Source organism: Halobellus sp. H-GB7 (assembly GCF_030848585.1).
GTDB classification, from domain to species: Archaea; Halobacteriota; Halobacteria; order Halobacteriales; family Haloferacaceae; genus Haloquadratum; species Haloquadratum inordinatus.
Genome location: NZ_JAVDDW010000001.1, coordinates 663101 through 677068 on the forward strand (window position 1 = coordinate 663101; position 13968 = coordinate 677068).

Sequence of the window (13968 nt, forward strand, 5' to 3'; positions counted from 1 at the left end):
ACACCCGTGGGTGTCAACATAGTTCACGAGCTTCTGTCCGACAGTATCAGTCCCGCGGCTAACAGTACTGGGGGACTGGCGATTATGTATCTCGGCATCGTAGGTGGAGTTATGGCCGATCAATCACCGCCGGTGGACGCCACAGCAGAGAGCGAGGGAGACGCCGAACGCCAGCGCGTCTGGCTCGTCGAGCGGACGTACTCCGACGACGAGCAGAACATCGTCATCCTGGTGTATGCGACCCCCGACGGATCGCAGTATCTCCGCAAAGAGCGCGCCCTCACCAGTTTCGACGACGCACGCGACACGACTGCGGGGCTGCTCGCTCGCGAGTCGAGTCTCGGCACCGTGACCGACCCCGACGAGCGCAGGCGATACGCCCGGGAAGCGAAACGGACTCGTGAGCAGTACGCCCCCGACGACGTCGTCTGATCCCGTTTCACGTGATCGCAGACGGACGCCGATCAGCCTGGTGTCTTCGAAGACAGCTACTCGGAATCGAGTACCAGACCGCACGGATTTAAGCGCCGACCCCGAGTACGTTCGCCCGATGGGAGAGTTATCCGCGTTGTTCTCGCCCGAACGAATCGCCGTCGTGGGCGCGACAGAGCGTGCGGGCTCCGTCGGCCGGGCGATTATGGAGAACCTCCTCGATTCGTTCGCGGGCGAGGTCGTCCCCGTGAATCCGAGCCACGAGGAGGTCTTCGGCATCCCGACGCTAGACGACGTCGCCGCCGCCGACGCCGACCTCGCCGTCGTCGTCGTGCCACCGCAGATCGCCGTCGACGTCGTTCGCGAGGCCGGCGAGGCGGGCGTCCGAAACGTCGTGGTCATCACCGCCGGCTTCGGCGAGACCGGCAGTGAGGGCGCCGCCCGTGAGCAGGACCTGATCGAGGTCGCCCAAACGTACGACATCGACCTGGTCGGCCCCAACAGCCTCGGGATTATGTCGACGCCGGTTGGAATGAACGCGACGTTCGGCCCCGAGAACGCCACCGAGGGGCGGATGTCGTTTATGAGCCAGTCGGGGGCGTTCATCACGGCCGTCTTAGACTGGGCGAACGACCAGGGAATCGGCTTCAAAGACGTCGTCTCGCTCGGTAACAAGGCCGTCCTCGACGAATCCGACTTCGTCAGAGAGTGGGGCGACGACGACGACACCGACGTGATAATCGGCTATCTGGAGGGCATCGACGACGGCCAGGCGTTCATCGAGACGGCGCGCGAGGTGACCGCAGAGACGCCGGTCGTTCTCGTGAAGTCCGGTCGCACCGACGCCGGCGCACAGGCCGCCTCCAGTCACACGGGGACGATCGCCGGCTCGGATCAGGCCTACGAGGCCGGCCTCGAACAGGCGGGCGTCATCCGCGCGGCGTCCGTCCAGGAACTGTTCGACGCCGCCCGCGTCTTAGAGAGCCAGCCCCTTCCCGAAAGTGACGGCGTCGCTGTCATCACGAACGCCGGCGGGCCGGGCGTGATGAGCACCGACGCGATCGGCGACTCGCGGCTCTCGATGGCGTCGTTCACCGATTCGACGCTCGATGCCTTCTCGGAGGCGTTGCCGGCGGAAGGTAACATCTACAACCCGGTCGACATCGTCGGCGACGCCGACAACGAGCGCTTCCGCGACGCGCTGGACGTCGCGCTCGGTGACGCAAACGTCGGTAGCGTCATCGTCCTCTCGTGTCCGACGGCTGTCCTCGACTACCAGCAATTGGCCGCCGATACCGTCGAGCTACAGGCGAAACACGACAAGCCCGTCGCCGCCTGCTTTATGGGCGGCGCGCGGGTCGAACCCGCCGCAGAGACGCTCGCAGACGCCGGGATCCCGAACTACTTCGATCCGGCCCGGGCGGTGCAGGGCCTCGACGCGCTCTCGCGCTTCCGTGATATCACCGAACGGGAATACCAGGCGCCGACGACGTTCGACGTCGACCGCGAGCGCGCCCGCGAGATCCTCACGTCGGTCGAGGGCCGCGCGGACACGCGGTTGGGCGTCGAAGCGATGGGTCTCTTAGACGCCTACGGGATCGAGACGCCCGCCGGCGACATCGTCGACGCACCCGCGGACGCGCTCGAAGTCGCAGAGTCCATCGACGGCGACGTGGTGATGAAGATCGTCAGCCCGGATATCCTACACAAATCTGACATCGGGGGCGTCAAGGTCGGCGTCCCGAACGAGGATGTCTACGACGCCTACGAAGACCTGATCTCGCGCGCGCGCAACTACCAGCCCGATGCGACGATCATCGGCGTGCAGGTCCAAGAGATGGTCGACCTCGACGACGGTGTGGAGACAATCGTCGGGATGAACCGCGATCCGCAGTTCGGCCCGCTCTTGCTCTTCGGCCTCGGCGGAATCTTCGTCGAGACGCTCGAAGACACGACGTTCCGCGTCGCGCCGGTCTCTGAACCGGAGGCCGAGGCGATGACCCGGGAGATCGACGCCGCGCCGTTGTTGCGCGGGGCGCGCGGACGCGAGCCCGCAGACGTCGCGGGCGTCGTCGAGACGATCCAGCGCCTCTCACAGCTCGTGACCGACTTCCCGGCGATTCTCGAATTAGACATCAACCCGCTCGTCGCCACCCCCGATGGCGTCGAAGCCGTCGACGTGCGACTCACCGTCGACCCCGATCAACTCTGAGGAGTCCCACAGATGCACACGAACACCCTACTCGTCGCTTCGATCCAGGAAAGCACCGGCAAGACGGCAGTCACCCTCGCGCTCGGCCGACTCGCACAGGAGCGCGGCCTCGACGTCGGCTATATGAAGCCCAAAGGCACGCGGCTCCAGTCGAACGTCGGCAAGACGCTCGACGAGGATCCGATGTTGGCGCGTGAACTCCTCGATTTGGACTGTGAGATGCACCAGATGGAGCCGATCGTCTACTCGCCGACGTTCGTCGACGGCGCGATCCGCGGGCAGGAGGACCCCGAAGAGCTCGGCGCCCTCATCGAGGAGTACTTCGAACAGCTCGCGGCCAACTGCGGGCTGATGCTCGTCGAGGGCGGCGGCTCGTGGACCACCGGTGGGATCGTCGATCTGACCGACGTGGACATCGCGTCGCGACTCGACGCCGACGTGCTCCTCGTGGCGAACTACGAGAACCCGGGCGACCTCGACGACGTCGTCGCCGCCGCGGAGGCCTTCGGCGACCGCCTCGTGGGCGTGTTGTTCAACGGCGTGAACGACGCCGCCTTCGACGACCTCGAACAGCAGGGCGTGCCGTTCCTCGAAGGACGCGGGATCCCCGTTCTCGGCGTCGTCCCGCGCGAGCGCGACCTCGCGGGCGTGACCGTCGAGGACCTCGCCGCCGAACTCGGCGCCGACGTCGCCGTCGACGGCGACAGCGGGGCCTACGTGGAGCGCTTCCTCGTCGGCGCGATGGGCGGAGACGCCGCTCTCCGGTACTTCCGCCGCACCAAGAACGCCGCAGTCATCACCGGCGGCGACCGCGCGGAGATCATCACCGCAGCGTTGGAGGCCCCGGGCGTCAACGCCATCATCCTCACCGGCGGACACCGCCCGTCGCCGGCCGTGCTCGGCAAGGCCGAACAGAAGGGCGTGCCCGTCCTGCTCGTCACCGGAGACACCCTCTCAGTCGTCGACCGCGCGGAGGCGGTCGTCAACACCGGCCGCGCCCGCGACGAGGAGACGATCTCCCGAATGAGCGAACTCCTCTACGATCACGCCGACGTGGACGCGCTGCTCGGTCCGGAGGAAGGCAGTGCGGACGCAGCGGACGCAGCGGAGGACTCGGCGGACCCGGAGGACGCTGGCAACTCCGACAACCCAACGGACGCTGACGAGGCGTAATCCTCGTATCCGTCAGGTGCGACTACTGCTGGCGCTCCTCAACACCGCCACCCGCGATCCGTCGTGTTCAAGCGTTCACAGCCGTCGTCGGTGACGACGACGAGGTCCTCGATGCGGACGCCGAACGCGCCGTCGAGGTAGACACCGGGCTCGACGCTGAAGACCATCCCCGGCTCCAGTTCTCGCGTACTGTCGGCGACGATGTAGGGCTCTTCGTGGACGTCGAGGCCGACGCCGTGGCCCGTCCGGTGAATGAACCGCTCGCCGTAGCCCGCGTCCTCGATGACCGAGCGCGCGGCAGCGTCGACCGCGCCGGCAGCCACCCCTGGTTCGACTGCGTCGACGGCCGCCTCCTGCGCGCGTCTGACCACCTCGTGGACCTCGCGAAAGCGCTCGCCAGGGGTGCCGTCGAAGACGACGGTTCGAGTCTGGTCGCTGGGGTAGCCGTCGACGCGCGTTCCGAAGTCCACGACGACCGGGTCGCCGGCCTCGATCGTTCGCTCGCCGTGGGTGTGATGCGGCATCGCGCCGTTGGGTCCGGAGCCGACGATCGTCTCGAAGGAGACGCCGTCGCCGCCGGCGTCGGCGAGAAACGACTCGATCCGGGCTGCGAGTTCGGATTCTGTCAGCCCGACGGCGTCGCTGCCGAGGCCGCGAACGCGATCCATCGCGTCGTCTGCGGCCCCTGCGGCCCGCCGAAGCGCGTCGAGTTCGGCATCGTCCTTTCTGATTCGCAGGTCTGCGAGCACCTCGCTGGCGAGGCCGAGCGTGGCGTCCGGACGAATCTCGCGCACGTCTTGAGTGAACGTCGCCCACATCGTGTCGTCGACGAGAAGGTGCGACGCCGCCGGGATCCCGAGGTCGTCGAACAGTTCCGAGAGCGCCCTCACGGGATCCGCCTCGTCGTCCCACGCCCGCACGTCGGGCACCCACGACTCTGATCGGACCTGCGAGGCCGCAAGCGCCGGGACGAAGAACGTCGGTTCGCCCTCGGCGGGCACGACGAAGAGGAAGTGTCGCTCGCGCTGGGATTCGACGAGGCCGGTGAGATACTGGAGGTTCCGTCCGGGGACACAGACGAGCGCGTCCGCGCCCACGTTGGCGAGCGTCGTCTGTGCCGCGTCGGTTCGTCGTTCGAGAGGCGTCACACCGGAGGCTTCCGCGCAATCGCACAAGAAGGTACGGTCGCGTTGTGGGGTCCCGGCAGGCGGAAATCCGGCCAGAGACCGGCCGTAACCACTCATTAACTATTACATATCCCCGTGACACTTGGAGTATGGACTTCGACTGGCCCACGTACTTCGAGTGTGCCGCCTGCGGAGCCGAACTACCCGCGGATGCAGTCCGGTACGACGATCTGGGCTATCCCGAGTGCCCCGAATGCGGCGCGCGCACCGGACCGCTCGCCAGCCTCGAAGCCGTCGAGTCCGCGTCCAAAGGCCTCGCCGACTGATCGCGACGCGGTCGTGCGACCCTATTCGGAAGATACAGGCTCGCGACGTGCGAGCCATCGGTATGGAGTGGACACGGACTCGTGAGGAGGAACGCCTCGTCGAGTGGACGCGCGAGGACGGGTACGTCACGCTACGTCGTCGCCGCCGACCCGACGGCGAGTGGATCGTCAGACTCGACCGCCTGCATCAAGCGCCCGGTGGCAGAGACTACCGTCGAGAGCGCGTCGCCGACGTCGAGGCAGCGAAGGCCTTGATCGAAGAGTGGAAAGCGGACGCGGCCTCCCGGGAAGAATAGAGAGCGGCCGCAGTCGGGCGGGGACTACTCCTGTAACCGCTGGGTCGCTTCGATCAGCGGGTGCCGGCCGTAGTCGGCGATTTCGATGTCTTCGATCGACGAGAGCCCCTCCTTTTCGGCCGTTCGTTGCATTCCCAGATCGACGCGTTCGTCTAAGACGATCACCGTGGCGTCCATCTCCTCGATTCCGAGTTGGAACGCCGCCATCACGCGGTGGTGGCCGTCCGCCAGCAGGAGTTCGCCGCCGTTATCGATGACCACGAGCGGTTCGGCGAGTCCGCGTTCGAGTTCGTACTGCCGCCCCTCGAGTTCGTCGGCGTAGACACGCGCCTGCGTCGGCGTGAGATTGTCCAACTCGACGACGCGAGATTCCTCGTGGAGACTGACGTCGTGGATCTGTTCGAGCGTGCGCATCAGTTTGCCCACCTTCTCCGGCGTCGCCCGCTCGATCTGTGAGCGGACGACGTCCGTATTCGAGATGATGCCGACGAGGTTGTCGGCGTCGTCGACGACCGGGAGCTTTTGGATGCCTGACCGGAGGATCACGCGCGCGGCGTCGATCACGTCCATCTCGGGTTGGGCGACGATGATGTCCTCGGTCATCACGGTGAAGATCGGGTCCTCGTCGTCGACTAAGAGCAGATCGCTGGCCGTGACGAACCCCTCGACCTTTCGGCCGTCGGAGACGGGAAATCCGTTGTGTCCTTCGCTCTCTTTGATCCGGCGTGCGACGTCGGCGACGGTGTCGGTCGGCGAGACGGTCTGCACCTCACGCGTCATATACTCTTTGACCTTCGGTCTCCCGCTCATCGTCGAGTCTACGCGGTCCCCGTGGAAAAGGGTGCCTCTCGTCACTCTTCGTCCACCTCGAACGGGAACTCGAAGGCCCACTCGGTGTCGTCTGCGCCGACGTCGAGGAGCGTGGTCGCGTCTTCGAGCGTCTCGAAGACCCGACTGGCGATGACTTCGGTGACGATCTTGGATAGTTCCTCGATCGATTCGTCGTCGGCGTCGGCGAGGATCCCGAGCGGCACCTGCGCGCCGGCCATATCCGCGTGTCCGCCGGCGCTGCCGATCGCGCCGAGCGCGTCGCGGAGTGTCTCCCCGAGATCTACGTCGGTACCGCGTGCGCGCCCAGAGACGTAGACGGTCCCGTCGCGGAACCCGTAGACGATCACGATGCGGATCCCTTCCATATTCAGCAGCCGATCGGCTGCCTGCGCGAGGGCGTCGCGGTCGCTGATCGCTCCGACGTTCGAGGCCAAGGCGTCGCCGCGGACGTCGCGGTTGCGGATCGCTCGCCCCAGCGTTTCCAACACCGCCGACGTCATACTGGGCGATTCGACCCGATCGAGCATCGAGAGGTCCGCGTAGGTGAGCAGCCACGCCGCCGCCTCGAAGTCGGCGGGGGAGACTTCCCGAGCGAAGTCGTTCGTGTCGACGCGGATCCCGAAGAGCAGCGACGTCGCAAGCGACTCCTCGGGCTCGATGCCTGCCCGGCGAAGATACTCCGCCAAGAGCGTACTGGTGGCGCCAATGTCGCGCCGGAGGTCGACGAAGTGCGCCTCGACCGGCGCGCGCGGCGGGTGGTGATCGACGACGATGTCGATCTCGGTGTCGCCGGGTAACCCGTCGTTGACGCCCGGGCGGGAGTGGTCGACGAGAGCGACGCCGTCGTACTCCGCGAGGTCTGTGCCGTCGTCGAGTTCGACGAGCGCCAGGTCGAGCAGGTTCACTAAGGCGCGGTTCTCCTGGTGAGAGATGTCGCCGAAGTAGCACGCGTCCGCGGGGACGTCGACGGATGCGGCGATTCGGGCGAGTGCGAGCGCGCTCGCGATCGCGTCCGGGTCGGGGTTGTCGTGCATCACCACGGCCAGCCGCCCGTCGATGCGACGGAGCGTCGCGAAGAGTCGATGGATCCGTTCCGCGCCGGGAGCGGTCGTCAACTCTCGGACGCGGTCGAGGAGGATCTGCTCGCCGTCGATAACGCGATCTGCGGTCTCTAGTATTCGTTCGCGCACCTGTGCGGTCGCTCCAGCACTCAGATACACTACGAGCTGTGCGTCCGGAAACTGCTCGCGGGCTTCAGCGGCCGCCTCGGCGTTCGCCGCGGCGTCGTCGCTCGCGACGAACACCAGTTCTGCCCGGTCCGGGAACGCTTCGACGTCTGCCGGGGCGCGCCGCTTCGTCGTGACTCCGTCGGCGCCGATAGCGTCGACGACGTCGCCGCGCTGTGAGAGGATGACTAATTCGCCGGGCCACTCGGCGAGGCGCTCGATGGTTCCGCGCACGGCCGAACCGCACCCAAGAACCAACCGCCGTTGCATACGCGGGCATCCGAACGCGCCGGCCAAAACCCTACCGTCATCTGGTCGGCCGAAGTTCGGTAGACCAGTTAGAAATAAAACAAGAACGTCCGGAGACGCCGATCAGAACAGCGTCGCCGCGACGGTCTGTGCGGTCTCGATGACCGGGCCGAACGCCGGGAGCAACAGCAGCGTCCCGAGGCCGGCGAAGATGACGGCGGCGTACAGCCCGACCGGGCGGCTCTGGATCTCGAAGTCACCGCTGGGCGACTCGATCCACATCGCCTTGACGACGCGGCTGTAGTAGAACAGCGACAGCGCGCTGTTGATCGCGCCGACGGCGGCGAGCCACCAGAACCCGGCTTCGATCGCCGAGTAGAACAGGGCGTACTTCGAGAGGAAGCCGCCGAACGGCGGCAGTCCCGCGAGGCTGAACATGAACACGGTCATCGCGACGGCGGCGATCGGTGCCGTCGACGCGAGGCCGTTGTAGTCCTCGAACGTCCGTCCGACGCCCCAGTGTTCGACTAAGGCGATGAACAGGAACGCGCCGGTGTTCATGAAGCCGTAGACGAGCAGGTGCGCCATCGACGCCCCGAGGACGTCCCCGTTGGGTCCGCCGGCGGTCAGCGCGGCGAGGCCGATGAGCGCGTAACCCGCGTGCCCGATAGAGGAGTACGCGAGCATCCGCTTGACCTTCTCTTGGGTCGCTGCCGCGAAGTTACCGAGCGTCATCGTGACGACGGCGAGCACCTGGAACGCGATCACCCAGTCGACGCCCGCAGGCAGTGCGCCCAGCGGGAACGCCTCGACGAAGACGCGGAACGCGACCGCGAAACCGGCTGCCTTCGACGCCGACGAGAGGAACGCCGAGATCGGTGCAGGCGCGCCCTCGTAGGCCTCCGGCGCCCAGAAGTGGAACGGCACGGAGGCGGTCTTGAACGCGAACCCACCAATCATCATCAGCACGCCGATGCCGAGGACGCCGGCCATCTCCGGCGCGTTGACCGCGGCGGCGACGTCACCGAGCACGAGCGATCCCGTGACGGCGTACACGAGGCTGATGCCGAACGCGAACACCGCAGAGGAGACAGCGCCGATGAGGAAGTACTTCAGCCCCGCTTCGACGCTCCCCTTGTCGTTCTTGAGGAACGCGACGAGCGCGTAGGAGGGCAGCGACGCGAGTTCGAGGCTGACGAAGACCGTCGCCAGCGAGTTCGCCATCGACAGGAGCGTCATCCCCGTCGCCGCGAACAGCACGAGCGAGTAGAACACCGCGCGATGCTCGTGATCGCGCAGGTAGTCGTAGGAGGCGACCAGCACCATCGCGGTGACGATCGTGAAGATGAGCGTGAAAAAGAGGCTCATCCCGTCGACGACGAGCGCGTCGCCGTACAGCGTGATCGCGCCGCCGGTTCGCTCCTGTCCGGTGCCGGCGACGAGGAACCACGCCGCGGTACCGAAGGCGAGGAGCGACCCGCCGGCCGACACGCTAGCCAAGAGCGCGTTGCTCGCTTCGTCCGTGCGAATCGTATCGATCCCGAGCAGCACCAGGCCGGTCAGGCCGAGCAGGATCGCTGGGGCGAGTGCCGTCCACGTCGCTGCCGGTTCTGCCTGCAGTGCGAGGTCGAACATCACAGCCCACCTCCCGAGAGGATCGGATTCACAGCGTCTTGGATCATTCCGAAGAACAGGTCAGGCGCGACGCCGAGCACGATCACCAACAGCAACAGCACCGCCAGCGGTGCGACGTCGTGCGTCGGTGCGTTCGTGATTTCGTACTCGCCATCGAAGCTGAAGGGACCGAACAGCGTCCGCTGCATCGCGAACAGCAGGTAGCCGGCGACGATGACGATGCCGAACATCGCGGCCGCCGTGAAAAGCGGCATTGCCGAGTGGACGGTGGAGGCGAACGAGCCCTTGAAGATGAAGAACTCGCCCGCGAAGCCGGCCATCAGCGGCAGACCCATATACCCGAACGCGCCGGCGACGAAGATGCCGGCGGTGAGGGGCATCCGGTCTGCGATGCCGGACATATCGCCCACCATCCGCGTGTGGGTCGTGTTGTAGATGACGCCGACCGCCATGAACATCAGTCCGGAGATCAACCCGTGGGCGATCATCTGGAACGTCGCGCCGCCGACCCCGTAGGTCGTGTACGCGACGAGGCCGAGGATGACGTAGCCCATCGAGGAGACCGACGAGTACGCGACGATGCGCTTGAGGTCCTGCTGTGCGAGCGCCAGCATCGCGCCGTAGATGACGCTGATGACGGCGATGCCAGCGATGGGGACGACGAGCGCCGTCGCCACGTCGGGCATCATCGTGAAGTTGAACCGCAGCAGCGCGTAGGTCCCCATCTTCAGGAGGACGCCGGCCAGCATCACCGACACCGGCGTCGGGGCTTCGACGTGAGCGTCCGGCAGCCACGTGTGCAGCGGTGCGACCGGCACCTTCACCGCGAAGCCGAGGAACGTCGCCACGAAGGCGACCGTCTTCAGCGTCGCGGCGTCGAGACCGGCGAAGCCGCCGAGTGCACCGGCGCGGAGCGCCTGTGCGATCTCGGGGAGCCGCATCGACGACACCGAGTCGCCGAGGCCGAACACGAGCGCGATGAAGCCGATGAACATCACGAGCGACGCGACGTTCGTGTACACGAAGAACTTGATCGCCGCGTAGCGGCGGTTCGGACCGCCCCAGACGCCGATAAGGAAGTACATCGGGACGAGGACGGCCTCCCAGAAGACGAACCACGCGAAGAAGTCGAGCGCCGTGAAGACGCCGAGCAGGTTCGCCTCCATGAAGAGCATCAGCCCGTAGAACTGCGATTCTCGATTCGAGATCGGCGTCCACGCGCTGACGATCGCGAGCGTCGTGAGGATCGTCGTGAGGACGACAAGCGGCAGGCTGATGCCGTCGACGCCGACGAACCAGTGCAGGTCGAGGCCGCCGAGCGTCAGCCAGACGACGTCTGTCTCGAACGCGATCGACCCGCCCAGCAGGGCGTTCCCGCTCGCGTCGTACTGTGCCCACATCCAGAGGCTCCCGAGAACCGGGAGCGCGCTGAGTGCCGCCGCGAGTTTGCCGGCGTACTCGTCGGGAGCGACGAACACGACCAGCGCGGCGAGGAACGTGACCCCGATGAGCGCTTCAATTATCATACGAACCACCCTCCGAGAAGACCGAAGGCCAGAAGCAACGCCGTCAGGCCGAGCGTCAGCAGCACCGCGTAGTTACTCACCACGCCGGTCTGGATCCGGCGAACGCGACTGCCGGAGAACAGGCTGACGCTGGAGACGCCGTTGACGACGCCGTCGACGACGCCCTGATCGAACTTGTTCGCGACGCGTGCGACCGGGCGCGTGACGCCGTTCGCCAGCCAAACCTGGTACTCGTCCTGGTAGTAGTTGTTGTACAGCAGTGTCTTGATACCGCCGAGACGGTCGGTGTGTTCGACCGGTTCGGGGACGTTGTACAGCAGGTGCGCGAGGCCCGCGCCCGCAAGCGCGAGGCCCAGCGAGACGCCGGCACCGATGGCCACTGTCGTCGCCTCACCGCCGATGTACGCGGAACTGTACGGGATGAGTTCGCCGTAGTGGTGGGCGTTCAGCGACTCCGTACTCATATCGAGCCACTGGTGCAGGAAGTCGATACCGCCGATTCCCAGCAGTTTCTCGACCGGCACCATATTCACGAGACCCGTCGTCGCCGCGAGAACGCCGAGGACGGCGAGCGGACCCTTCACGTTCCAGCGAACGCTGTGCGGATCGCTCGCGGTCTGGGTGCGGGGTTCACCGTGGAAGGTGAGGAACACCATCCGGAAGGTGTAGAACCCGGTGAAGAAGACGGCGAGGAGACCCATCGCGTACGCGGCGAGGAGCACGGGGCTCCCGCCGAGGCCGTGGATGAGCGTCTCGTACAGCACTTCGTCTTTCGACCAGAAGCCAGAGAACGGGAAGATGCCCGCAAGCGCGAGCGAGCCAGAGAGGAAGGCGTAGTAGGTGACGGGCATCTTCTCTTTCAGCCCGCCCATATCCCACATATCTTCGTTGTGGTGCATCGCGATGATGACCGACCCGGCCCCGAGGAACAGCAGCGCCTTGAAGAAGGCGTGCGTCATCAGGTGGAAGGTCGCGGCGACGTAGCCGCCACCGCCGAGAGCGAGCATCATATAGCCGTACTGCGAGATCGTCGAGTACGCGAGCACCTGCTTGATCTCGCGCTTGACGACGCCCATCGTCGCCGCGAACAGCGCGGTGAAACCGCCGACCAGGGCGATGATCGCGAGCGCGTCCGGCGAGAGCGCGTAGAAGCCGTACATCCGCGCGACGAGGTAGACGCCGGCCGCGACCATCGTCGCTGCGTGGATGAGCGCGGAGACGGGCGTCGGACCTTCCATCGCGTCGGGCAGCCACGTGTGCAGCGGGAACTGCGCGGACTTGCCGACGACGCCGCCGAGCACGAGGAGACCGACAATCGTGAACCACGTCTGCGGCGCGAAGCCGAACGTGTTCACGGTCGCCTCACCGTGGAGTGCGGCCTCCGCGAGTACGGGGAACGATTCCGATCCGGAGAACGCCGCCGTGCCGAACGTCGCGAAGACGGCGACGACGCCGACGAGGAAGAAGTAGTCCCCGAAGCGGGTGACGAGGAACGCCTTCTTGGCCGCGCTCGGCGGACCTGGTTCGCGGAACCAAAAGCCGATGAGCAGATACGAGCAGAGCCCGACCAGCTCGAAGAACATAAACGCCATCAGGAGGTTGTCCGCCACGACGAATCCGAGCATCGACGCGGTGAACAGTCCGAGTCCGGCGTAGTAGCGCGGCAGGCCGACCTCGCCCTCGTCGTTCATATATCCGAGACTGAAGACGTGGACGAGGAAGGCGATGAGCGTCACGATGAGCAGCATCATCGCCGACAGTGGATCGATCAGGATGCCGAACGTCAGATCGACCGCTTCGATCCCTTCGGCCCAGGTGTAGATCGTCGCGTCGTACGTCCGCCCACCGGCGACGGTGAGGAACGTCGCGGCCGCCAAAAGCAGTGATCCCGCCGTCGCGGCGATCCCGGCCAGCGCACCGCCTTTCGGCAAGCGGTCGCCCACCGCGAGCGCGACGAGGAACGAAACGAACGGCAACAGCACGATCGCGGGTGCGAAGTCGAATATCCCTACCATCTTACCACCTCATCGTTGTCGCCTTGGTGACGTCGACGTCGTCGAAGTTGCGATACAGCACCAGGATGATCCCGATCCCGATCGCGACCTCGGCGGCGGCGAGCGCCATCATAAACAGCCCGAACGTCTGTCCCGTCACGTTCCCCCAGACGTTGGAGAACGCGACGAGGTTGATGTTCGCGGCGTTCAACATTAGCTCGACCGACATCAGAAACAGCAGCGCGTTGCGCCGCGTCAGGATGCCGAACAGCCCGATACAGAACAGCGCGGCCGAGAGGAGCAGATAGTACTGTGGGGGGACCATCAGTCGTCGTCCTCCTCGAACAGGCTTTGCTTGAGTTCCCGCCCGCCGTCGGCCAGCAGTGACGATCCGCCCTGGTCGCCCTCGCGGCGTGCGAGGTGGATCGACCCGTCGAGCGCAACGTCGAGCGTGATGGCGATTATGATGAGCGCGGCGAGGAAGCTCTCACCGGCGATATCCCCGAAGTCGAGGTTGAACATCGCGTAGCCGATGCTCGCGACGATGCTCGCATCGCCCGCGAATCCTTGCGGATCGGGGAACGACGCCGAGAGTATCGTCGCGGCCATCACGACGAACAGTGCGACAGCAGCGAGGCCGGGAACGAGATGCGAACCCAGATTCAGTTCCGGTTTCGTGGTCATGTGCTACTCACCTCCGGTTGTGTACGCGTCAGCATCACGGCGAACGTGATGAGGATGAGAACCCCGCCGACGTAGACGAGGATCTGCATCGCGGCGAGGAACTCCGCCTGTAACATCACGTAGTGCACCGCGACGCTCAAGAGCGCGCCCCCGAGCAGGAGTGCGGAGTGCCAGATGTCCCGCACGAGGACGACGCCCAGGCTGCAGCCCACGGTCACGAGGGCGAACAGCGCGAACGCGATGGTTTCATAAACCAT

General features: G+C 66.0%; 14 protein-coding genes. 5 read left to right on the top strand and 9 right to left on the bottom strand.

The features are described from left to right. The first annotated feature begins 111 nt into the window (after positions 1 to 111). The 3 genes from RBH22_RS03575 (at position 112) to RBH22_RS03585 (ending at position 3817) form a co-directional block, all read left to right on the top strand. The gene (locus RBH22_RS03575; protein WP_256288364.1) at positions 112 to 432 is read left to right on the top strand and encodes a hypothetical protein; all 321 of its coding nucleotides are present in this window, start codon (positions 112 to 114) and stop codon (positions 430 to 432) included. A 118-nt stretch (positions 433 to 550) separates the two neighbouring features. Continuing rightward, a complete protein-coding gene (locus RBH22_RS03580) occupies positions 551 to 2644 on the top strand; it encodes an acetate--CoA ligase (RefSeq protein WP_306676557.1) in 2094 nt (697 codons plus the stop codon). Between the two features lie 12 nt (positions 2645 to 2656). After that, a complete protein-coding gene (locus RBH22_RS03585; RefSeq protein WP_306676558.1) occupies positions 2657 to 3817 on the top strand; it encodes a phosphotransacetylase family protein in 1161 nt (386 codons plus the stop codon). A 38-nt stretch (positions 3818 to 3855) separates the two neighbouring features. On the opposite strand, the gene RBH22_RS03590 is transcribed toward RBH22_RS03585, so the two are convergent. Then, entirely contained in the window at positions 3856 to 4965 is a 1110-nt protein-coding gene (locus tag RBH22_RS03590; RefSeq protein WP_306676559.1) for a Xaa-Pro peptidase family protein, read from the bottom strand. Between the two features lie 128 nt (positions 4966 to 5093). Between RBH22_RS03590 and RBH22_RS03595 the strand changes: the two genes are divergently transcribed. Further along, a complete protein-coding gene (locus tag RBH22_RS03595; RefSeq protein WP_199722988.1) occupies positions 5094 to 5270 on the top strand; it encodes a hypothetical protein in 177 nt (58 codons plus the stop codon). 62 nt (positions 5271 to 5332) lie between these two features. Continuing rightward, a complete protein-coding gene (locus RBH22_RS03600) occupies positions 5333 to 5566 on the top strand; it encodes a hypothetical protein (RefSeq protein ID WP_306676560.1) in 234 nt (77 codons plus the stop codon). 24 nt (positions 5567 to 5590) lie between these two features. Here the strand turns inward: RBH22_RS03600 and RBH22_RS03605 are convergent, their stop codons facing one another. The 8 genes from RBH22_RS03605 to RBH22_RS03640 all read right to left on the bottom strand — a co-directional run bounded on the left by RBH22_RS03605 (position 5591) and on the right by RBH22_RS03640 (position 13968). Then, positions 5591 to 6376 carry a CBS domain-containing protein gene (locus RBH22_RS03605; RefSeq protein ID WP_256544894.1) on the bottom strand — a complete coding sequence of 262 codons (786 nt, stop codon included), beginning with the start codon at positions 6374 to 6376 and terminating at the stop codon, positions 5591 to 5593. Positions 6377 to 6417: 41 nt separating this feature from the next. Then, positions 6418 to 7893 carry a bifunctional oligoribonuclease/PAP phosphatase NrnA gene (locus RBH22_RS03610; RefSeq protein WP_256544895.1) on the bottom strand — a complete coding sequence of 492 codons (1476 nt, stop codon included), beginning with the start codon at positions 7891 to 7893 and terminating at the stop codon, positions 6418 to 6420. A gap of 102 nt (positions 7894 to 7995) precedes the next feature. After that, the gene (locus RBH22_RS03615; RefSeq protein WP_256544896.1) at positions 7996 to 9507 is read right to left on the bottom strand and encodes an NADH-quinone oxidoreductase subunit N; all 1512 of its coding nucleotides are present in this window, start codon (positions 9505 to 9507) and stop codon (positions 7996 to 7998) included. Beyond that, positions 9507 to 11033 carry a NuoM family protein gene (locus RBH22_RS03620; protein WP_121568374.1) on the bottom strand — a complete coding sequence of 509 codons (1527 nt, stop codon included), beginning with the start codon at positions 11031 to 11033 and terminating at the stop codon, positions 9507 to 9509. Before RBH22_RS03620 ends, RBH22_RS03615 begins: the two co-directional genes overlap by 1 nt. Further along, entirely contained in the window at positions 11030 to 13048 is a 2019-nt protein-coding gene (nuoL, locus tag RBH22_RS03625) for an NADH-quinone oxidoreductase subunit L (protein ID WP_306676561.1), read from the bottom strand. Before nuoL ends, RBH22_RS03620 begins: the two co-directional genes overlap by 4 nt. Position 13049: 1 nt before the next feature. Beyond that, positions 13050 to 13352, bottom strand: coding sequence for an NADH-quinone oxidoreductase subunit NuoK (nuoK, locus tag RBH22_RS03630; RefSeq protein ID WP_121568376.1), 303 nt, complete (start codon positions 13350 to 13352; stop codon positions 13050 to 13052). Continuing rightward, positions 13352 to 13711 (bottom strand): proton-conducting membrane transporter, encoded by a 360-nt coding sequence (locus RBH22_RS03635; RefSeq protein ID WP_256544897.1) that lies wholly within the window; start codon positions 13709 to 13711, stop codon positions 13352 to 13354. Before RBH22_RS03635 ends, nuoK begins: the two co-directional genes overlap by 1 nt. Then, positions 13708 to 13968, bottom strand: coding sequence for an NADH-quinone oxidoreductase subunit J (locus tag RBH22_RS03640; RefSeq protein WP_089768442.1), 261 nt, complete (start codon positions 13966 to 13968; stop codon positions 13708 to 13710). The genes RBH22_RS03635 and RBH22_RS03640 overlap by 4 nt, the downstream gene beginning before the upstream one ends.